Source organism: Mangrovibacterium marinum (assembly GCF_003046625.1).
In the GTDB taxonomy this organism is placed as follows: Bacteria; Bacteroidota; Bacteroidia; order Bacteroidales; family Prolixibacteraceae; genus Mangrovibacterium; species Mangrovibacterium marinum.
On the sequence record NZ_QAAD01000028.1, the window covers coordinates 23427 to 45892 of the forward strand.

A 22466-nucleotide genomic window follows, 5' to 3' on the forward strand; every position below is an offset into this window, starting at 1 on the left:
AAACAAACTAATTCCAACCGATTCAACAATGCAGAAAACGAAAACAAAGCTAATACTGGTTATCTCTTTGTCGGTGATGATACGGGTTCTGGGATATGCCCAGAACCCAATCATTCAAACTTATCACACAGCCGACCCGGCGCCGATGGTTCACGACGGCACGGTTTATCTTTATACCACACACGACGAAGATTCGACGGTAAACAACTTTTTCACCATGAACGATTGGCGCTGCTATTCGTCAACAGACATGGTAAACTGGACGGATCATGGTGCAATTTTACATTACAAAGACTTTAGCTGGTCCAGGGGTGATGCCTGGGCCGGTCAATGTGTATACCGTAACGGGAAGTATTATTTCTATGTCCCGGTAAATCAAAAGGGAGGTGGAAATGCGATTGGCGTGGCGGTATCGGACAGTCCAACCGGCCCGTTTAAAGATGCCATCGGAGAACCCTTGCTGATTGGTTACGGCTACATTGACCCGACAGTGTTTATCGACGATGATGGACAAGCTTACCTATACTGGGGAAACCCGAACCTTTGGTATGTAAAACTGAACGAGGACATGGTTTCTTACGACAAAGAAGTAGGCATTGTACAGGAGCCTCTCAATGATGAAACCTTTGGTTATCGCTCAAAGAAAATTCAAAACCGCACTGCCGCCTACGAAGAAGGCCCTTGGTTTTTCAAACGCAACAGCAAATATTACATGCTTTATCCGGCAGGAGGCGTGTCCGAGCATTTGGCCTATTCAATAAGCAACGGACCAACCGGTCCATGGGTTTACGGCGACACCATCATGCACGTCATTCAAAATAAAGGTGCATTTACCAATCACCCCGGATATATTGATTTTAAAGGAAAGTCATACTTGTTCTACCACAATGCCGGATTACCCGATGGTACCGGGTTCAGACGCTCGGTCTGTATTGAGCCTTTTGAGTTTAATGCCGATGGTTCCATCCCGTTGATTACACCAACCAAAGAAGGTGTTACGGAGAGCGCTTCAAATTTAAACCCTTACGCAAGGGTAGAGGCCGAAACCATTGGCTGGTCTGAAGGGCAGAAAACACTCGGTTCCGATGAGGTCGGGGTTTATGTAACTAAAATTGACAACGGCGACTACATCAAAGTGAGTAGTGTCGATTTCGAAAAAGGTGCAACGAAATTTGAAGCAAGTGTTGCCGCAGCGACTCCGGGAGCAAAAATCGAAATCCGTATTGACGCGAAAGACGGTGAGCTGTTGGGAACATTGGATGTGAAAAATACCGGCGGCAATCAAAATTGGGAAACACAGTCATGTTCAATCAAAAAAGCGAAAGGGGTGCATGATGTGTATTTCGTATTCAAAGGCAGCACAAACGATTTATTCAACTTCGATTGGTGGAAAATGAAAAAATAAGCTAAAACAGCAAACTTAACCGAACTATAAAACACGAAAATGACGATGAAAAAACAAACAAAAAATAAAATAGACTGCTTTTTTACAAAGTTGGTTGATTCTCCGAAATTGATTTTGACTTTTGGAATTGCCGCCTTTTTCGGCAGTAGTATCCAAGCGCAAAACCCGATTGTACAGGCTCATTTTGCGCCCGATCCGGCGCCGATGGTTTACCATGATACCATGTACGTTTACACCGGGGACGACATTCCCGGCTTCGACTTTTATTACATGACCAAGTGGCGGGTGCTGTCATCAACTGATATGGTTAACTGGACGGATCACGGTGTCCCGATAACATTGGAGTCATTCGAGTGGGCGCGTGACCGGGCTTGGGCGGCTCAGTGTATTGAGCGCAACGGAAAGTTTTACTGGTACATCTGTGCCCAAACCGTCGAAAACAACATGGCTGTTGGCGTTGCGGTGTCTGATTCGCCAACCGGACCATTTAAAGATGCGCTTGGAAAACCGCTGATTAGCAATGGTAGCTGGTCAAATATCGACCCGACTGTTTGGATTGACGACGACGGACAGGCCTACCTTTATTGGGGAAATGGAGGTTTGTTTTATGTCAAGCTAAATGAAGACATGGTTTCGTACTCGGGCGATATCGAATCTGTTCCAACTACAGTGGAAACGTTTGGGGGTAACAGGGAAAACCGCAAGTTGGGCATTGAAAATAAGGACATGTATGTTGAAGGTCCCTGGTTTTATAAGCGAAACAGTAACTATTACATGATGTATGCCGGCATGGGTAAAGGCGGCGAGAGCCTTTCATATTCGATGAGCGAAAGCCCGGTTGGCCCCTGGAAATACCAAGGCAAAATTATGGAAAATCAGAAAACCAACAGTTTTACCAATCATGGCGGGATTATCGATTACAAGGGCAATTCCTATATCTTCTATCATACCGGGCTGCTTCCGGGAGGCGGAAGTTACGGAAGAGCAGCATGCGTGGAGCAATTTGCCTACAATGCTGATGGTACCATTCCTTCGGTGAATATGTCATCGGAAGGCCCGCAGCCGGTGGGGGAGCTCAATCCTTATCAGCGTGTTGAAGCGGAAACTATGGCCTGGTCGGAGAAATGTGCTATTGCTCAGAATGACCAAGTTGGCGTTTATGTTTCGGATGCCCGCTTGAAGGGATACCTGAAAGTAAGAGAGGTTAATTTTGGGAATAAACAAGCCAAATCTTTTTCTGCCTCATTGGCTGCAGGGGTTGACGGAGGTATCCTGGAAGTCCGCCTCGATAGTGTAGCAGGTCCGCTTGTGGCATCCATCGACCTTCCCCGCACCGGGGGGTGGGAGAAGTTTCAATTGTTTACGTCAGAACTCACTTCTCCGGTGACCGGGAAACATGATGTTTACCTGTGTTTTAACGGGCATAACATCACTGCCGGTCGCGAATTATTCAACTTCGATTGGTGGAAATTTGAGTAGAGATCCCGGTTTGTAGAATCAATCTAAGAAACGGAAACAGGGACGGGTGGGTGTCCCGCTCCAAAATGACTAAATTCCACGGTCACAGAAAAATTAAATCAAATCTTATATCAATGAAATCAATCTATTACCTGCTGACTTGTGTGCTCATTTTAAGCGTGAGTTGCAAATCGCAGTCGTATGAAAAAACGGCCTCAGGGATAAAAACGACCATCGATTCCACGGTCGTGGAAGTCAGGTTTTATACACCCGGAATTGTTCGGATAATCAAATCGCTTCCCGGTGAAACGGTTGAAAAAAAGAGCCTTTCGGTGGTGAAAGAAGCCGAAACTGTCCCGCTTAACGTAACTGAATCGGATAGCACGATATCGCTGCTTAGCGATGTGTTGACGGTGAAAGTCAATACCCGAACAGGTGCGGTGTCGTACTTGTCGGCAAACGGTGATGCCTTGCTGACAGAAAAGGCCGGAAGCACAGCTTTCACCCGGTTTAACGATGCCGGAAACGAGACTTATTCGGTTAAGCAATCCTTCACCCTCGACCCCAATGAAGCAATTTATGGGCTGGGAATTCTGCAAAACGGGAAAATGTCGCAACGTAACCAGAAAGTTCATATGGTACAGAATAACACCTGTGACTTTTCAACTTTCTTCCAATCGGTAAAAGGCTACGGACTGTTCTGGGACAACTATTCACCTACCGATTTTACCGATAATGAAGCCGGTACCGAATTTGCTTCGGAAGTTGGCGATTGCATCGATTATTATTTCATGTATGGTAAAAATGCCGATGGCGTGGTTGCCGAAATGCGCGACCTGACCGGCAAAGTGCCTATGTTCCCGCTCTGGACCTATGGTTTCTGGCAAAGCCGCGAACGTTATAAAACACAGGATGAAACGGTGGGTGTGGTTGAAAAATACCGCGAGCTGGGTGTTCCATTGGATGGTATTATTCAGGACTGGCAATACTGGGGCGACAACTACCATTGGAACGGCATGTCGTTTCTGAACCCGGGCTTCCCGGAACCGCAAAAATTTGTTGATGACGTTCATAATCTGAATGCACACCTGATTATTTCAATCTGGGCATCTTTTGGCCCGGAAACACCACAATACAAAGAATTGAAAGAAAAGAACATGCTGATGGATTTTCAAACCTGGCCGCAATCAGGGAAAGATATCTGGCCGCCTGACATGAATTATCCTTCGGGCGTTCAGGTGTATGATGCATTTAACCCGGAAGCACGGGACATTTACTGGGAATACCTAGACAAAGGGCTTTTCTCGTTAGGTATTGATGGTTGGTGGATGGACTCCACAGAACCTGACCACCTCGATTTCAAACCAAAGGATTTTGATAACAAAACCTATCTGGGGTCTTTCCGCAAAGTACGTAATGCCTTTCCGTTGGAAACGGTTGGAGGCGTATACGACCACCAGAGACAAGTATCTTCAGATAAGCGCGTATTCATTTTAACCCGTTCCGGTTTTGCCGGTCAACAACGCTATGGTTGTAATGTTTGGTCGGGCGACCTGGGTTCATCCTGGGACTCATTCCGCAGCCAAATTCCTGCCGGTTTGAACTTCACCTTAACCGGAAATCCGAACTTCAATTCCGATATCGGCGGGTTCTTTGCCGGGGCTTACAACAAGTCGTGGAGCGATGGAACAGCAGCCAAAAATCCGCTGTTCCAGGAATTATATGTGCGCTGGTTGCAATACGGCGTATTTACCCCGATGATGCGTTCACACGGAACAGATATGAAACGTGAAATCTACTACTTTGGCAAACAAGGCGAGCCGGTTTACGATGCCATTGCGAATGCCATCAATTTGCGCTACTCTCTGCTGCCGTACATTTATACCACTTCGTGGGATGTTGCCAGCAATAATTCCAGCTTTATGCGCGCCTTGGTGATGGATTTTCCGGCCGACAAAAAAGTGTGGGACATGAACAGTGAATACATGTTTGGCCAGTCCTTGCTTGTAGCGCCGGTAATGAATGCACAGTACACACCAGAGAAAATAGTAAAAGTTGACGAAGCAAGCGGCTGGAACAAAGGGAACGCCAAAACGAAAGAAGGCTTCCCGGCGGTTGATTTCACCGAAGTAAAATCGTCGCCTGTTTATTTGCCGGAAGGTACGGCTTGGTATGATTTCTGGACCAACGAAAAGTTCGATGGCGGACAGGAAATTGCCAAAGAAACAACCATCAATACAACGCCCGTGTATGTTAAAGCCGGAGCTATTCTGCCTATCGGACCCAAAGTGCAATACGCTACTGAGAAAAAATGGGATAATCTGGAGATCCGTATTTACGAAGGTGCAGATGGCGAGTTCACGCTGTACGAAGACGAAAACGATAATTACAACTACGAAAAAGGGGTGTATTCAACCATTACGTTTAAATGGAACGACGCCGACAAAACTCTGACGATTGGCAGACGCAATGGCGAATTTCCTGGAATGTTGACCGAACGGACTTTCAACATAGTGCTTGCTTCGAAAGACAAAACAAAAGGAAATGAAATTGTGAGCCAGCCGGATAAAGCCGTGACATATTCGGGTGACGAGGTCGTGGTTAAACTATAAAGTATTACCAGAGAAAAAGAACCGTATGAACTTTGTATTTCAACGAAATAGGCTCGGTACAGTGCTCATCATGCTGCTGCTACTGTTCATATCCTGGAGTGGTTTTGCACAGAGTGCCAGCCCGGAAAATGGCGATAGTATTTACCTCGATTTCAAAACCGAACTGATGTGGAAAGCAAAGGTAAGAATCGGCAATGTGTTGAATGTTGGGGAGAGCAAACGGGGTACGCGGCGTATGATTCCGATTACCGGCGGCACGTTTAGCGGGCCAAAAATAAAGGGCGAAGTTTTACCTTATGGCGAAGACTGGCAACTAGTGCGCCCTGACGGCGATACCGAACTCAATGCATGTTACCTGCTGAAAACAGACGATGGCATTCTTATTCGGGTTGCAAACAAGGCGTTAATGCACACTCCTGCAAAAGGGGAAGAAGGCGGCTTTTATGTGAAATCGGTGATTGAGCTCGAAGCTCCTTCGGCAAGTTCATACGACTATTTGAACCATGCCATTTTTATAGGAACACTGGAGATTCCAGAGCTGAAAGCCAATGAAGAGCCCTACGTGGTGATTGGCGTTTATAAAGTATTGTAATTTGAAACAAAAGAAATTGTAAATGAACAAGAATAGAATGAGCACGCGAACAAAATTGACGAGTATTTATTTACTCATCTTCAGCTTGTTGCTTGTGAGTAGTCGGGAAGCAGTAGCTGCACGAGGATTTCATAAAGGGAAGGACGGTTTAACGCTATCGGTGTCGGACGGCACGCTGGCCATTTACCCGGTTGCAGATAACGCTGTAAGGGTGACTTTTACGAAAGATACACTGGACGCCTTACCCGAACTGATTTTTGTTCGCGAACAGCCTGTTCCTGCTTTTAAGGTGGAAGAGAGTGCTTCAACCTTAAAGGTGATTCTTAAAAACATGCAGGTAATTGTTGATAAAAGCAACGGAAAATTATCCTATGCCGATTCGTCGGGAAGCGTGTTCCTCAACGAGGTGGGCGGCCAGCGGAAGCTTGATGCCTCTAGTATTGAGGGGCAAGCCTGTTATGTAGCAGAGCAAAGTTTCGAGTCACCCGACGATGAGTCAATTTTTGGTTTGGGCCAGTTTCAGGATGGCAATTTTAATTTGAAGGGCGTCACCCGGAGACTGACACAGGTGAATACGCAGATTGCCTTGCCGTTCATCTACTCCAGCAAAGGCTATGGCTTACTTTGGCACCAATACGGCTTAACGGACTTCAACCCAACAGAAAATTTTGTCGAATTGACCAAACAACAAAAAGCAGGCGAAGAAAACCAACTGGTTGAGGTGACCACGACTTCGGGTACGCAAAAAGTTTCGCAAAACCAATCGCTTTATACCGGAACGTTTCAGGTTGAAAAGGACGGGGAGTATTCGGTCTTTCTTGATTTGGGCAATATGGGTAACCGCCATTTTGTGACCATCGACGGAAAGCCCTGCGTGGATGAAAGTAACATGTGGCTGCCGCCAACGGCAGGAACTTTAGTTAAGCTGTCTGCAGGTGAACACCAGGTGCAATTGATTTGCAAAGCCGATAATCAACCAAAACTGTCATGGAAACTGGTGGATAATACCACCACATTCCGGTCGCCGGTTACCAAAAAGCTCGACTACGTGGTGTTTTACGGCCCGTCGGCAGCCAAGGTGATTTCCACTTATCGGAATTTATCGGGCAATGCCCCCATGTTACCTAAATGGGCCTATGGTTTCTGGCAATGCCGCGAACGATATTCGTCATCTAACCAGTTAATTGGAACGGTACAGGAGTTCCGAAACCGAAAACTTCCGATGGATGTTATCGTTCAGGATTGGCAGTATTGGGGTAAAAATGGCTGGGGCGTACCGCAGTTCGACGAATCGAATTACCCAAACCCCTCCGGTTTCATCCAACAATTGCATGATTTACATGCTCATTTCAATATTTCTATTTGGTCGAACCCCGATCAGAATTCGGAAATAGGGAAGGCTTATGTGGCTGAAAAACGCTTTATCCCGAATACGAAATGGCTGGACTATTTCAACCCGGAAACCCGAAAAGCCTATTGGAATACCTTAAAAAATAACATGTTCGACAACGGTGTTGATTCGTGGTGGATGGATGCTGTTGAACCGGAAAACGATGCGTTGAAAGGCGAAACAACCTATGCCGGATTGGGCGATTTTTACCGCTTGGCTTACCCGTTAATGGTGAGCAAGGCCGTTTACGAAGGGCAGCGCGAAGCTACTTCCGACAAACGGGTTTGCATTCTCACCCGTTCGGCATTCCTGGGGCAGCAACGTTACGGTGTCATCAACTGGTCGGGCGATATTGGCGGCAATTGGGACAGCTACCGACGACAGATTGTCGCTGGCCTAAATTATACCATTACCGGATTTCCGTATTGGACAACCGATATCGGCGGTTTCTTCCGCCCTGGCCCATCGCAATATACTGATGAAAAATATCACGAGTTACTCATCCGCTGGTTCCAGTGGGGAGCGTTCAACCCCGTCTTTCGCATTCACGGTTACATGAGCGAAACCGAACCGTGGAAGTACGGACAAGTGGTGGAGGACGACATGCGTAAGATGTTGAATCTGCGCTATCAAATGCTACCCTACATTTATTCTGAGGCTTGGCAAGTAACCGAGAACGGTTCCACATTAATGCGCCCGTTGGTCATGGATTTTCGAGACGATTCGGTAGCTGTTGCCCAAACCTTTGAGTACTTATTCGGAAAATCGATTCTCGTAGCCCCGGTTACAGAGCCGATGACTCGCGAAAAGACGGTTTACCTGCCTAAAGCGTCTGGCTGGTACGATTTCTGGACAGGCGAAAAGCTGAAGGGCGGACAAACGGTGATAAAAGAAACCCCACTGGACATTATTCCGCTCTATGTAAAAGCCGGTTCGATATTACCGGTTGGGCCCAAAGTGCAATATGCTGCAGAACAAAACGGAGACAACCTGGAAATTCGCATCTATGAAGGGGCTGATGGTACCTTTACTCTATACGAAGATGAAAACGACGGTTATGATTACGAAAAAGGTGTGTATTCTGCCATTACTTTTAGGTGGAATGATACCGACAAAACCTTGACAATCGAAGATAGGAAAGGCTCATACCCGGGAATGCTGGCCGAACGAACGTTCAATATTGTAAAAGTCTCGGAAAACAAAGGTGCAGGGGATGTAGCTGTCGAAAAATACGACAAAACGATCACTTACAAAGGGAGGAAAACAATTGTAAGTCTCTGACTTCAAAATATTAGATAAGAATAAAGGATGAAAAACCCATTAAAAATAGTTGCAATACTAGGGGGAATTATGGTGACTTCGGCCGGATTTGCCCAAAACCCAATAATTCAGACCGTATTTACGGCCGATCCGGCCCCCATGGTCTATAACGACACGGTTTATCTTTACACCTCGCACGACGAAGATTCTACGCCCGAAGGCATGGGCGGATTTAGAATGAAAGACTGGCGTTGCTACACCTCAACCGACATGGTAAACTGGACGGATCACGGGGTAATTGCCACACTGAAAGACTTCACTTGGGGACGACAGGACAATGGAGCCTGGGCGCCGCAATGTATTGAACGGAACGGAAAATTCTACCTGTATTGCCCGGTGCAGGGAAGCGGAATCGGTGTATTGGTGGCCGACAGTCCTTATGGCCCGTTTAAGGATCCGCTGGGAAAACGCTTAATTGAATCTGATCATATTTGGCAGGATATTGACCCCAGTGTTTTTATCGACGATGACGGACAGGCCTACCTGTACTGGGGAAACCCACAGGTGTGGTATGTAAAACTCAACGAGGACATGATTTCTTATTCCGGTAAGGTTGAAACCAGTCCTGAGTTTGTCAAGGTAGAAGGGGAGAAAGACCCGTATCATTATCAGGAGGGCCCTTGGATTTACAAACGGGATGGGCATTATTACCTGGCTTATGCTTCAACTTGTTGTCCCGAAGGGATTGGTTACGCCATGAGCGATAGCCCTACCGGCCCATGGGAATTCAAAGGTTACATTATGCGCCCCAACGAAAAGTCTTCGGGAAACCATCCGGGCATTATCGAATATAAAGGGAAGTCTTATGTCTTTGGCTTCAATTACGAACTGAACTCTCTGCTCACCGATAAACACCACGAACGGCGTTCAATCTGTGTGGATGAGTTCACATATAACCCCGACGGAACTATCCCGGAGCAACCTTGGTGGCAGAAAAAAGGGATTGAACCGGTTGGTACCCTCAACCCGTTTAAACGGACTGAAGCCGAAACCATTAACTGGACAGAGGGCGTGAAAACAATTGACGGCACTATTTTAGGTGGTGTTTATGTAACTGAAATTAATAATGGGGATTACATTCGGGTACGCAATGTCGATTTTGGTAAAGGGGCCAAAAAGTTTGAAGCTGGTGTTGCAGCTTTGGCTGGTGGCAGCATTGAAATCCGTGTTGACGAAAAAGACGGAGAACTGTTGGGAACACTCGATGTAAAGGGTGACGAAAGCGGTTGGATAACCCAATCGATCAAGGTGAAACAAACAGAAGGGGCGCACGATGTTTACTTCGTATTTAAAGGCGACGATGGCGACCTGTTCAACTTCGACTGGTGGAAGTTTGTAAACTAGGGAATTAAAATAAAAAACAACAAAATACACATGGGAAATGACTATAAGATGTATAAAGCGATAGCGTTATTTTTTACTTGTTACATAATAGCAATCAGCTCGGCGCTGGCTCAAACTGTATGGCTCGACGAGCTGGATTTGAGCACGGCGACCCAAGGTTACGGGGTTCCAGCCTCGAATAAAACAGTTGATGGCAAGGTGTTTACGATTGCCGGTAAAACATATGACCGGGGTTTCGGGACACACGCCGAAAGTTCGTTGACCATTTTATTGGAAGGGAAAGCCATTGAGTTTACCGCAAAAGTTGGTATGGATGACGAAGTCATCGGACATCAACCTGCCTCTGAATTTGTGGTTTACGGCGATGGTAAGAAACTATGGTCGAGTGGGGTAATGCGTTTGGGCGATGAAGCCAGGGCCTGTTCCGTTCCACTTAACGGCGTAAAGAAGGTGGAACTGGTGGTAACCGACGGCGGAAACGGTAATTATTACGACCACGCCGATTGGGCAGATGCCAAGTTTAAAACCGATGGTGTAAGCACTTTCAAAACATATAATCCGGTATCCAGCGAGCCATATATTTTGACGCCTCCTGCCCCGGCCGAACCCAGAATCAATGGTGCCCGTGTATTTGGTGTCCGTCCGAACTCGCCTTTTGAGTTCCGTGTACCGGCAACCGGCGACCGCCCGATGATTTTTTCGGCAACCGGATTACCTGCCGGGCTGGAAATTGATCCGAAAAGCGGCGTTATTACCGGTAAGTTGTGTGAGCCCGGAACTTTTAAAGTTACACTCGGAGCAGAGAATGCCAAGGGCAAGGATGTGAAAAAACTGCGGATTGAGTGTGGCAATAAGATTGCACTAACCCCGCCAATGGGCTGGAATAGTTGGAACTGTTTTGCCGGCGAAGTTTCAGCTGAAAAAATAAAACGTGCTGCCGACGCTATGGTCAAAAGCGGACTGGTCAATCACGGTTGGACTTATATCAATATCGACGACTTCTGGCAAAACAACCGCGACTCCAAAGATCCGTCATTGCGGGGCGATTTACGCGACAAAGACGGGAATATTGTGCCAAATGCCCGGTTTGACGACATGAAAGCGCTAGCCGATTATGTACACAGTTTAGGCTTGAAAATAGGCTTGTATTCCAGCCCGGGCCCTTGGTCGTGTGGTGGTTGTGCTGGTACCTACGGCTACGAACAACAAGATGCCGAGATCTACGCCAAATGGGGTTTCGACTATCTGAAGTACGATTGGTGCAGTTACGGGGGCGTAATTGATGGTATGCAGGATAATGACCCTTATAAAGTGTCTTCTTTGTCCTATAAAGGAGGAGAGGATTTGGAAACCGCTAAAAAACCATTCGAAATAATGGGTGATTACCTGGCAGAGCAGCCGCGCGATATTGTTTACAGTTTGTGCCAATACGGGATGTCCGATGTCTGGAAATGGGGCGGTTCTGTTCAGGGCAACTGTTGGCGAACAACCAATGATATTACGGACACCTGGTCGAGTATGAGCGGTATAGCTTTGTCGCAGGATAAAGCTGCACCGTATGCTAAACCGGGTAACTGGAACGACCCGGATATGCTGGTGATTGGCACTGTGGGCTGGGGAAATTCGCATCCAAGTAAGCTGAAACCTGACGAGCAATACATGCACATGAGTTTGTGGAGCCTTTTTGCAGCACCGCTGCTTATTGGCTGCGACATGGAAAAACTGGACGATTTCACCCTCAATCTGTTAACTAACGATGAAGTAATTGCCGTAAATCAGGACCCGTTGGGTAAACAGGCGACCTGCCTTCAAACAATCGGTGATTTACGTATTTATGTGAAAGACCTGGAGGATGGAAGTTATGCCGTAGGCTTCTGCAACTTTGGACTCGATATCGTGGATATTTCGTACAAAGATTTTGAAAAACTCGGAATCTCAGGTCGCCAAACGGTGCGCGATTTATGGCGGCAAAAGGATATTGCAGGCATTGACACCCAAAGCGATTCGTTTACACTCAAAGTTCCGGTACACGGGGTGCTTCTTTATAAATTTACCCCTGTGAATGAAATGTAAATTCTATTCTCAGCATAAAAAATATAAATCAGTTATAATGAAAGTATTGATTAGAGTATTTGTTCTATTCTTTTTGTTGAGCATCGGGGTGGGTAACGTATGGGCGGCCGGCGGCGTAAAAAAAGCTAGTCCTGACAAAAAAATTGAAGTTTGGGTCTCCGTTACTCCGGAAGGAAGGCTTTCATATAACGCTAAGTCAAACGGCATTGAGGTATTGGAGACGTCTCCCTTTGGTATTGTTGTTGATGGCCTTGACTTGGGGGATGGTGCAAAAATCGTTTCCAAACCTGTTCGTACAAAAATCGATGAAGCTTATCCGGCAGGAGAAAGCTCAGTGCCGAAAACTGCGTACGATCTGATGCGGGATGCTGCTTTCGGTTGGCAGACATGGAGCTGGGCGCGTCTTCAATCAGAAACCGGAAGGTCGAAGGTTTTTTATTACTATTTCGATCAGCATCCTGATTACCCGCAAGATTCACCGATGTACGGTTATGGTTCTCCTCATGGACAGGATGTGGCTTACGTTTTCCAGTATCTCGATGCTTCGAACCCGCAAACTTCTGAGTCTGATCTGGAAATCTCGGAAGCTATGGGTACCTACTGGACAAACTTTGCCAAATACGGAGATCCTAACGGTGAAGGAGTCCCCGAGTGGCCGTCTTTCAGTGCCGAAGACCCGCAGGTTATGTACCTCGGGCCGACGCCACATGTGGGGCCGGTTCCAAGTTCGGAGTCATTACAAGTTCTGGATAGTTATTTCAGCTGGCGCAGAACTCCGGAAGGTGCCGATTGGGCTGAATAATTCATGATAAAATACGATCAAAATGAAAACGAAAAATCTTCGCTTAATACTCTTTTTTACAGTTTTTCTGACGATTGGTGTCAAAGCCGAAAAACAGTCAGTTAAGAGCCCTGATGGTAATTTGGTTGTGCATGTCTTCTGTGACGATGGTACGCCTGCTTACAGCGTTTTACTAAACGGACAAAGTTTTTTAGAATCGTCTCCGCTCGGAATGAAAACCAACGTAGGCGATTTTTCAACCCAAATGACTTTGCTTGATGATGTCAAGCGTAGTGAAATTAGCGGAGCCTATGAACTACACAATATCAAAACAAGCACTGTTAATTTCAGAACTAATGAGGCTGTTTTCTCATTTCACAAAGACGGTAACATCGCTTTTGATGTTACATTCCGGGTCAGCAACAATGACATTGCATTTAAATACCGGATTTATCCGCAGAAAGACAGACTTGCTTGCGTTGTATATGAAGAGGCAACAGGTTTTGCATTTCCCGAAGGAACCACAACTTTTCTTTGTCCGCAAGCCGCACCAATGGGGGGGTACGCACGAACATCACCCAGTTACGAAACATCCTATACTGTTGATGATGCAATGGGTAAAAACGGCTGGGGAAATGGCTACACCTTTCCCTGTTTGTTTAAAGTGAATGAAAACGGTTGGGTATTGATTTCAGAAACAGGTGTTGACAGTCGCTATTGCGCCAGTCGTTTGATTGGACATGAAGGCGGATTGTATAGCATTGGCTTTCCGCAACAAGGCGAGAACAACGGCAACGGAACAGCGGAGCCAGGTATTAAGCTTCCGGGTGAAACGCCTTGGCGGACAATTACCCTTGGCGAAACCTTGGCTCCGATTGTTGAAACAACGATCCCTTTCGATGTTGTGCATCTGAAATATATGGCATCTCAACAATATCAATACACAAAAGGTGCGTGGAGTTGGATTATCAAAATGGACAATAACACGACTTTTCCGGTTCAGAAAGAATATATAGATTTTAGCGCGGCCATGGGCTGGCAGACCGTACTGGTGGATGCACTTTGGGATACCCAAATTGGTCGTGATAAAATTAAGGAACTGGCCCAATATGGAGCAAACAAAGGTGTTGGTTTGTATCTCTGGTACAACTCTAATGGATACTGGAATGATGCTCCGCAGGGGCCAAGGGGAATGATGAATCGAACTAATATTCGTCGGCAGGAAATGGCATGGATGAAAAGTATAGGCATTAAGGGGATTAAGGTCGATTTCTTTGGAGGGGATAAACAGGAAACTATGAAACTGTATGAAGATATTTTGACCGATGCCAATGATTTTGGGATCATGGTTATTTTCCACGGTTGCACTTTGCCCCGCGGATGGGAACGGATGTACCCGAATTATGCGTCAAGCGAGGCGGTATTGGCTAGTGAGAACCTTCACTTTGGTCAGGGAAGCTGCGACCATGAAGCCTTTAACGCTTGTATTCACCCTTTTATTCGGAATACCGTCGGTAGTATGGATTTTGGCGGAAGCGCCCTGAATGAGTTTTATAATGCTGACAATACCCCCAATAAAGGAAGCCACCGGGTGACATCAGATGTGTATGCTCTGGCAACGGCTGTGTTATTTCAGAGTGCAGTGCAACATTTTGCATTAGCGCCAAACAATTTGACCGATGCTCCGGCCTGGTCGATCGATTTTATGAAACAAGTTCCTACGACCTGGGATGAAGTGAAGTATGTTGACGGTTATCCCGGTAAATATGTGGTGCTGGCGCGTCGGCACGGTAACAAATGGTATATTGCTGGTATTAATGCTCAACCAGAAACACTGAGATTAAAGGTAAAGCTTCCGATGCTGGAAGCTGAAGAGGCGTTGACTGTATATACAGATGATATGAACTTGCAAGGTGATGTTTCTATCGCCAAATTGAATAAAAATATGGAATTGGAATTGATAATTCCTTGTAATGGCGGAACAGTCGTTGTTAATTGACTTTAATTAGTAGGTGAGGGGATTTGGTATCGGATTCGAACTTTATGCTATGACAAGTTCTTTTATTAGATGGAACTCCCCAAAGGACAATCGCTGTAATTAGCAGAGGGGGAATTTTAAAGTCTCTTACACATTCTGTATCGATTTACTATGTTTGAAAAACAAAATGAAATGTTAGAGCGTGAATCTGATCTTTTGAATGGTCTTAAGAACGATGATGAAAATACTTTTAAAATCATTTTCAAAAGGTATTATTCACGTCTTTATTATTTTATTTTCGAATTTATTCCGTACGATGATCTTGTTGAAAATGTGATTCAGGATACATTTTTAACCTTATGGAATAAACGTTATGACTTGGATGATGACACCAATTTCTCAGCCTACTTGTTTACAGTTGCCCGAAATAATTGTTTGTATCGTTTACGTAGCGAAAAGTACAGGAAAAAATTATTTGTAGAAGGTTCGGCAGATAGCATGGAACTGGAATTGAATGCCAGTATTTTATCTACAGTTGACACCTCTGTCTATGCTTTTCGGGAGATTGAACGAATTATTGAAGAAACCTTAGACCAGCTGCCGGCACAATGCAAAAATGTATTTCTGCTTCGGATTAATGCTAAAAAGAACAAGGAAATTGCCGATGAGCTGAATATATCGGTAAAAGTAGTCGAAAAGCATGTCACAAAAGGGCTTAAGGTTTTTCGAAAGGCATTGAAAGATTATTTGCCGCTGATCGGTTATTTATTTACGTTGTAAAAAAAATAGAGAGAGAGGGGGGGGGAGGAGCGGCTTTCGTGCATTCTAATGTTAAACGAAATGCATGAATAAGCTTGAGGACCTGATTGATTTAATTACCACGAATCTGGATTCGCCCGAAAAAGAGAAGCTGATCGCGGAAATTGAAAGAGAGCCGGATAAAAAGAAATTATATTCCCGATTAAAAACGACTTGGGCGTTAATTGCCTCTGAGCGGCAGATGTCGGACGCTAAGGTTGAAACCTCCTATAAACAGGTAAGAGTTCAGTTGTCAAGAAACAGAGCACCCCGACTGATAAGTTTAGTCCGTTTAAAGTATGCAGCTTCAATTGCTTTACTCATCGGGTTATCTGTTGTCATGTTCTATTGGGGACGATATAGTAAGTCCTGGGATGAAACGTTAGTCGTGAATTCAGTTATTGCTCCGAAAGGAGAAATCTCGAAAGTTATACTCCCGGATAGTACCGTTGTGTGGTTGAACTCGGGTACAACGTTGAAATACGACAATCATTTTGCTCTCGATAACAGGCGTTTGACAATCTATGGTCAAGCCTACCTTGCCGTGAAACGCAATGAAGACTTGCCTCTTGTAGTATCAACCGGACAGATAGATGTAAAGGTATTGGGAACCAAATTTGATGTCTGCGCATATCCGGAAGAAGATGACATTCAGGTCGTTCTTGAGTCGGGGAAGGTTGAGCTGTTGAGAAGCGAAGACCGGAGCGTACTTGACATGCTTAAGCCCGGTCAAATGGCCAAATACGATATCTTGAACCATAGACTTGCAATTGAAGACGTTCAGCCTAATACATATATGTCGTGGAAGGAAGGAGAACTTCTCTTTAAGGATGCTCCAATGTCCAATGTTATTAAAAGATTGGAACGTAGGTTCGACGTAGCCTTTGTTGTTAAAGATCCGGGGGTTTACCGATCTGTACTAACCGGTAATTTCAGGACTGAAGGCTTAAAGGAAATTATGGAGTACATCCGGTTTTCTTGCCAAATTAATTATTCAATACAGAAAGACTCTGTTTCAAACACTTCTACAATTATTCTTCAGTCGAAATAGTCGTAAATCAAACTCAAAATAAAATAACAGCTTATGACCTAACAAACAGAAAATAAAAAAGGAGATGCGTCAACATCTCCTTTCCATTGTGTCGCTGCCGGTAGTCGTCCAAAACAGCCGGTAACTAAACTTGAATTATAAATCCAAATCATGACAAATTTATGAAAAAAACGAATTGTCGAATGATTTCTTTAGCGTGTTCGCTTTGGAAATCAAAACTATTCAGAATTATGAGAATCATGTGTTTCTTGTTAATTGTGGGGATGGTTTCCGCTTTTGCGGAAAAAGCCCATTCTCAAGCTGTGCGGTTTAGTTTAAACTTGCGAAATGTCACGACCAAAACGGTACTTCAACAAATTGAAGAGCAGTCGCAATATTATTTTATTTACGATGCCTCGGTGGTTGATGTAGAACGAAAGACAAATATCTCTGCTGAAGATCAGTCGATTGTTGCTGTGTTGGATCAGCTGTTTAGTCAGACCGACGTGATTTATAAAATCAATGATCGGACTATTGCTCTGTCTTCCACTTCGATCCCGCAAAACGTTTCTCAAACAATTGGCGTGTCCGGGAAAGTTACAGGGGATGACGGTGTACCGCTGCCAGGGGTAACTGTTGTAGTAAAAGGTAGTACTAATGGTACAATTACAGATGCGGAAGGAAATTATAATATTCCGCAAGTAGACGGTAATGGTATACTTCATTTTTCCTTTGTTGGAATGAAACCTCAGGATGTAAGTGTTCAGGGACGCACTGTTATCAACGTTGTAATGGCAGAAGAAGCAATTGGCTTGGATGAAGTTGTTGCAATTGGATACGGAACACAAAGTCGGCAGAATCTAACCGGCTCTATTGCAAAAGTGTCTAACGAAATACTCGAAAAAAAGCAGGTAAGTACCATTGAATCAGCTTTGCAGGGAGAGGTTGCTGGTGTGTCTGTTGTGAATAACGGAGGTCCTGGAGTTTCTCCGACAGTTCGTATAAGGGGAATTGGCTCTGTTAACTTTAATGCCGATCCGCTATATGTTGTTGATGGCTTACCCGTAGGTAATTTGAACAACTTTGATATTAAAGATATGGAGTCTGTCACAGTTCTGAAGGATGCGGCGTCTGCTGCAATTTACGGCTCAAGAGCTGCGAATGGAGTCATTATTATCACGACCAAACAAGGAGCTCGTAACAATAAAATGACTGTTTCAGTGGATGCTTCTACTGGGATTCAGAAAGCCTGGAATATGCTGGACCTTTTAAATCGGGATGAATATCTTCAATTTGGAACAGAACTCTTAACTAATGCCGGCGATGCAGCTCCTCCTCGTTTCTCCCAGATGAATGAACCGATATATGAAGGGACTACACAAACATTTGCCCAAACAGAAACCGACTGGCAGGATGAAATGTTTCGCACAGCTCCGATCTCTCAACTAAATGTCAATATATCAGGTGGTAATGATAAAATTCGTTTGTATACGTCATACGGAAGATTTTCGCAGAAAGGGATTATGCTTGGTACTGACTATAACCGACACAGCTTCAGAGTTAATACAGAAAGCAAGGTTAGTGACCGCATAACTGTGGGAGAGAATGTGAAGGCAACTTACAGTGAAAGAAGCAATCAAAGAACCGATGGTGGGCGTACAATAGTAAAGCATATGGTCAATCAGGTGCCTTATATCCCCGCATATGATCCAACGAAAACAGGCGGCTTTGGCGGACCTGAAACTGTTGACGGAAGTGATGCAGCTAATCCTTTGCGAATTGCGACTTTTGAATCGGATAAAACAGATGTTGTGAATTTGCTGGGTAACGTGTTTGCAGAGGTAAGACTGACAGACTGGTTGAAATTTCGTTCCAGTGTTGGTATGGAATATACTTCAGACCGAAATGTCATCAAATTACCAATTTACAACGAGGGATATAATCAGCGGGTTGATAATGAGTTAACAGATAACCGCTTCACCTACTTCTCGCCGATTTTTACGAATCAGCTAACCTTCAATCACGCTTTTGGTAATCATTTGATCAATGCAGTTCTTGTTTCTGAACAGCAGAAAACCAAGAGAACTGTTCTTAACGGCTACGGCAAACAGGCGACGAACGATCTTACTGAGTTAACCGGTTCTACTGCCCAAACAGTAGATGGTTACAAAGAGGAAACAGCATTGATTTCTTACGCCGGCCGATTGAACTATTCGTTTGCCAACAAGTATTTATTTAATTTTTCAATCCGTCGTGACGGGTCGTCAGTATTTGCTCCTGGCAAGAAATGGGGTTATTTTCCGGGAGTCTCTGTTGGTTGGGTTATAAGTGAAGAAGGTTTTATGGACAACGTAAATGTCATTTCTAACCTTAAACTAAAAGCGAGTTACGGAACCTTAGGTTTTAACGCAGTGGGAGCCTATCCATGGCAGTCTTCCATTTCTTCCAATACAACCGCAGTATTCAACAACAACTACGAGAATAATCCTGGTGCCTATTTCGATAAATTGCCCAACAAGGACTTGGAATGGGAGATCACCAAAATGACAAACTTTGGTTTTGATCTGGAACTGCTCGAGGGATCGGTATCTTTTTCTGCTGAGTATTTTGAGCGTAAAACAGACAACCTGATCGTAAATAACCCGTTGCCGACTTCAATGGGGTATGCCGTTAATCCTGCGACAAACATTGGTTCTATGAAAAACTGGGGATATGAATTCAATGCAGGATATCATAAAAGCTTCGGAGAACTCAATTTATCAGTAGACGGAAATATCAGCTTTGTTGATAATAAAGTTTTGAAACTGAGTACTGGACAACCTAATATCGATATGGGAGGTGTAACTTCAGACTATGGTGGTTATACGATTACCAGGACGCAAGAAGGTTACCCGATACAAGGTTTTTACGGTTGGGTGGTTGATGATATTTTCCAATCTCAACCTGAAATCGACGCGTTAAATGCAGATTCCGGCGGATTTTATCAGTCTGAGAGCACAGCTCCGGGGGATATCAAGTTTAAAGATATTAACGGACGCGATGCCAACGGAGAGCTCACCGGGAAACCTGATGGTAAAATTACAGATGATGACCGAACGTATATCGGGAGTTACTTGCCTGATTTTTCATACGGTGTCAATATTTTAGCTTCTTACAAAGGATTTGATATTTCAGTTGCGTTGCAGGGAGTACAAGGCAATGAAATTTACAACGGAACAAAAGTATTGACGCAAGGCATGATGCGCCTATTCAACATGGATAAAGCGGTGCTAAATGCTTGGACTCCTGAAAATACCAATACGGATATACCGAGAGCCGTTAATGGTGACCCTAACCACAATGCTCGAACTTCGGATCGTTTCGTGGAAGACGGATCTTATTTGCGAGTGAAGAATCTGACGCTTGGTTACACATTCTCTCCGAACATGATGTCCTCGATATCGAAAGGAGCAGTTTCGTCACTTCGTCTCTACTTCACAGCTCAGAATCTACTCACTTTTACAAAATACAATGGTTACGACCCTGAGATTGGAGCATCGTCAACTTATTCTGGAACGAATGCAACCTTGCTTCAAGGTGTAGATTTTGGATTTTATCCGCAGCCAAGAACATTCATATTTGGAATTAACGTGTCATTTTAATGTCGGTTAAACCCTTAAATTCAAAAAGTATGAAAATTAAAATAGCATATAAAACAGCTTTCTTGCTGACCTTATTTTTAGCCGTGTCCTGCGATGAAAGCATTTTGGATCAGACAAATCCAAATCAATTTACAGTGGATCAGTATTACAAAGATGCCGACCAACTCACGGCTGCAACGAACGGAATCTATTCTGAGTTTTATGGAGCAGCGCTTTGGGGAAGGATGATGCAGTATTTCTGCGACGGACGAGCCGATGAGCATGTTCCGGGCGGAGGTCAATTGGAGACGCATAACCGTCAGTTGCTGGAGGGAACTTATGACAATGGAAACTACACGATTAGTGTGGTTTGGAGAGGACTCTACCGAATCATCCACCGGGCAAATGCAGTCATTCAGTTTGGACCTCAAATTGAAGAAATAGATGCCGCGGTACAAAAGCAACGGATTGCGGAAGCGAAATTTCTTCGGTCCTGGGCCTACTACTATTTGGTGGTGAATTGGGGGAAGATTCCGGTTTACACTGAAATTGCTCAGTCTCCGGGCGATGCACAACCTCTTTCTGAAGAGTCAGTGGTATATCAGTTGTTGGAGACAGATTTGACAACGATTCAAAGTGATTTGGCTTGGAATTATACCGGAAGTGATGCTGGACGTGCGAGCAAAGGAGCTGCGAAGTTATTGCTGGCTCGTGTCTATATGCACCAGGGGAAATATTCTGATGCTCGCGATGTGTTGGAGGATATTTATCAGAATGGTCCATATAGCCTGGTAGCTAACTATTCTGATAACTTCATGGAAGAAACAGAATATAATGACGAATCTATTTTCGAAATCGGCTTTGCCGGAACTGGCTTTACCTGGAGTGAGGATGGAAATTCATCCAATGCCCGATCAAATGTTATGTTCCAGGATTATAGTCCGGTAGCGTGGCGGAACTGCATTCCGGCGGACAAGTTGTTGAACGATTTTGAACGACCCTATAAGGGGGATGCAAAGGAAGATCCGCGTTTGCATGCAACGGTTTATTTTTCGGGTGATACTTTCGGACCCGCTGAAAGTCCAATTGTACTTACTGATGAGATGCAAAACGGAAACTCTTCTCAATTTAACGGTGCTACAGTTAAGGCAAGTTGGAAAAAATACTCACCGATGTACAAGTTAGACCCGGGTGGCTATTACACGTCTAATATCAATTACAGGAATATGCGTTATGCCGAGGTTTTGATTAAACTCGCAGAATGCGAAAACGAAATCGGCACCCAGGCCAAAGCAATCGAATATTTGAATGAAATCCGAGCCAGAGCGAGTGTCGATATGCCAGCTTACCCTACTGCAAACTATCCTTGCAATAGTTACGATCAGGTAATGCGGGCTATAATGCACGAATCCTATGTCGAGTTTTCGGATGAAAAGCTGAGAGAACTGGAACTGGCAAGATGGCGGAAAAACAACAAGTTCTCCACGCTAAATCCAGATCCGATTGATTATATCGTATCAGATCCGAGTAAAGCTTATTTGGTTTATCCAAATGAAGAGACAACTGCAAATACAAACATCGATTAAAGACAGGTGATTGTTATCTGTTAATTAGAATCACCTTAAATTCCTGCAGACCTTACTCCGGTTTGCAGGAATTTCACTGAGAGCTAAGCCCTTTTCTGTATCTGTGTTTGTTTACGGACTCGACAACAAGTCAATCCCGCCGAAATTATCTAAGATCAGAAATTCTTTGGCTGCATTTGAAATTCGAAATGAGAGGCAGAAGGTAATTTTAAGGAACATTTGGCTCAACTCTCAAAATCCTACATTAAACCAAATAAAATGAAATTCCTAAGCTTACGATTCGGACTATTCTTATTCCTATTTCTCATCGGCTCTCAGTTATTAGTCGCTCAAAAACTGCATAGCGACAATGGCGACGGTACCTACACCAATCCGGTAATTCCGGCCGATTTTCCCGATCCCGATGTCATTCGGGTTGATGATACCTACTACATGGTCAGCACCACCATGTGGGTGTTTCCCGGAGTAACCGTGCTGCA

13 protein-coding genes and 1 pseudogene are annotated in these 22466 nt (G+C 44.7%); all 14 read left to right on the top strand.

Going from position 1 to position 22466, the window contains the following annotated elements:
- Nucleotides 1-28 precede the first annotated feature (28 nt).
- Nucleotides 29-1405, top strand: a complete 1377-nt coding sequence (locus tag C8N47_RS17020) for a glycoside hydrolase family 43 protein (protein WP_107823777.1) — start codon at nt 29-31, stop codon at nt 1403-1405.
- Between the two features lie 45 nt (nt 1406-1450).
- A complete protein-coding gene (locus tag C8N47_RS17025; RefSeq protein ID WP_107823778.1) occupies nt 1451-2884 on the top strand; it encodes a glycoside hydrolase family 43 protein in 1434 nt (477 codons plus the stop codon).
- A gap of 113 nt (nt 2885-2997) precedes the next feature.
- Complete coding sequence (locus tag C8N47_RS17030; RefSeq protein ID WP_107823779.1) at nt 2998-5475, top strand: glycoside hydrolase family 31 protein; 2478 nt, start codon at nt 2998-3000, stop codon at nt 5473-5475.
- A gap of 25 nt (nt 5476-5500) precedes the next feature.
- Complete coding sequence (locus tag C8N47_RS17035; RefSeq protein WP_107823780.1) at nt 5501-6067, top strand: DUF3237 family protein; 567 nt, start codon at nt 5501-5503, stop codon at nt 6065-6067.
- Between the two features lie 22 nt (nt 6068-6089).
- On the top strand, nt 6090-8738 hold the full coding sequence (locus C8N47_RS17040; protein WP_245915749.1) for a glycoside hydrolase family 31 protein: 2649 nt from the start codon (nt 6090-6092) through the stop codon (nt 8736-8738).
- Between the two features lie 27 nt (nt 8739-8765).
- Nucleotides 8766-10121 carry a glycoside hydrolase family 43 protein gene (locus C8N47_RS17045; RefSeq protein ID WP_107823782.1) on the top strand — a complete coding sequence of 452 codons (1356 nt, stop codon included), beginning with the start codon at nt 8766-8768 and terminating at the stop codon, nt 10119-10121.
- A 30-nt stretch (nt 10122-10151) separates the two neighbouring features.
- Nucleotides 10152-12194, top strand: a complete 2043-nt coding sequence (locus C8N47_RS17050) for an NPCBM/NEW2 domain-containing protein (RefSeq protein WP_107823783.1) — start codon at nt 10152-10154, stop codon at nt 12192-12194.
- Between the two features lie 37 nt (nt 12195-12231).
- Entirely contained in the window at nt 12232-12996 is a 765-nt protein-coding gene (locus C8N47_RS17055) for a carboxylesterase family protein (protein WP_245915750.1), read from the top strand.
- A 22-nt stretch (nt 12997-13018) separates the two neighbouring features.
- Nucleotides 13019-14974 carry a glycoside hydrolase family 97 protein gene (locus tag C8N47_RS17060; protein WP_107823785.1) on the top strand — a complete coding sequence of 652 codons (1956 nt, stop codon included), beginning with the start codon at nt 13019-13021 and terminating at the stop codon, nt 14972-14974.
- A gap of 150 nt (nt 14975-15124) precedes the next feature.
- Nucleotides 15125-15733: an RNA polymerase sigma-70 factor gene (locus C8N47_RS17065; protein WP_107823786.1), complete on the top strand. Its 609-nt coding sequence runs from the start codon at nt 15125-15127 to the stop codon at nt 15731-15733.
- Between the two features lie 64 nt (nt 15734-15797).
- Entirely contained in the window at nt 15798-16802 is a 1005-nt protein-coding gene (locus tag C8N47_RS17070; protein ID WP_107823787.1) for a FecR family protein, read from the top strand.
- A gap of 161 nt (nt 16803-16963) precedes the next feature.
- On the top strand, nt 16964-20422 hold the full coding sequence (locus C8N47_RS17075; RefSeq protein ID WP_107823788.1) for a TonB-dependent receptor: 3459 nt from the start codon (nt 16964-16966) through the stop codon (nt 20420-20422).
- Nucleotides 20423-20451: 29 nt separating this feature from the next.
- Nucleotides 20452-21987, top strand: a complete 1536-nt coding sequence (locus tag C8N47_RS17080) for a RagB/SusD family nutrient uptake outer membrane protein (RefSeq protein ID WP_170111435.1) — start codon at nt 20452-20454, stop codon at nt 21985-21987.
- A gap of 258 nt (nt 21988-22245) precedes the next feature.
- A pseudogene (locus C8N47_RS17085) lies at nt 22246-22466 on the top strand (family 43 glycosylhydrolase); the annotation flags it as partial.

Coding starts and splice junctions, on each gene's coding strand:
- C8N47_RS17020 (WP_107823777.1), top strand. CDS start 29: ATGCAGAAAACGAAAACAAAGCTAATACTGGTTATCTCTTTGTCGGTG.
- C8N47_RS17025 (WP_107823778.1), top strand. CDS start 1,451: ATGAAAAAACAAACAAAAAATAAAATAGACTGCTTTTTTACAAAGTTG.
- C8N47_RS17030 (WP_107823779.1), top strand. CDS start 2,998: ATGAAATCAATCTATTACCTGCTGACTTGTGTGCTCATTTTAAGCGTG.
- C8N47_RS17035 (WP_107823780.1), top strand. CDS start 5,501: ATGAACTTTGTATTTCAACGAAATAGGCTCGGTACAGTGCTCATCATG.
- C8N47_RS17040 (WP_245915749.1), top strand. CDS start 6,090: ATGAACAAGAATAGAATGAGCACGCGAACAAAATTGACGAGTATTTAT.
- C8N47_RS17045 (WP_107823782.1), top strand. CDS start 8,766: ATGAAAAACCCATTAAAAATAGTTGCAATACTAGGGGGAATTATGGTG.
- C8N47_RS17050 (WP_107823783.1), top strand. CDS start 10,152: ATGGGAAATGACTATAAGATGTATAAAGCGATAGCGTTATTTTTTACT.
- C8N47_RS17055 (WP_245915750.1), top strand. CDS start 12,232: ATGAAAGTATTGATTAGAGTATTTGTTCTATTCTTTTTGTTGAGCATC.
- C8N47_RS17060 (WP_107823785.1), top strand. CDS start 13,019: ATGAAAACGAAAAATCTTCGCTTAATACTCTTTTTTACAGTTTTTCTG.
- C8N47_RS17065 (WP_107823786.1), top strand. CDS start 15,125: ATGTTTGAAAAACAAAATGAAATGTTAGAGCGTGAATCTGATCTTTTG.
- C8N47_RS17070 (WP_107823787.1), top strand. CDS start 15,798: ATGAATAAGCTTGAGGACCTGATTGATTTAATTACCACGAATCTGGAT.
- C8N47_RS17075 (WP_107823788.1), top strand. CDS start 16,964: ATGAAAAAAACGAATTGTCGAATGATTTCTTTAGCGTGTTCGCTTTGG.
- C8N47_RS17080 (WP_170111435.1), top strand. CDS start 20,452: ATGAAAATTAAAATAGCATATAAAACAGCTTTCTTGCTGACCTTATTT.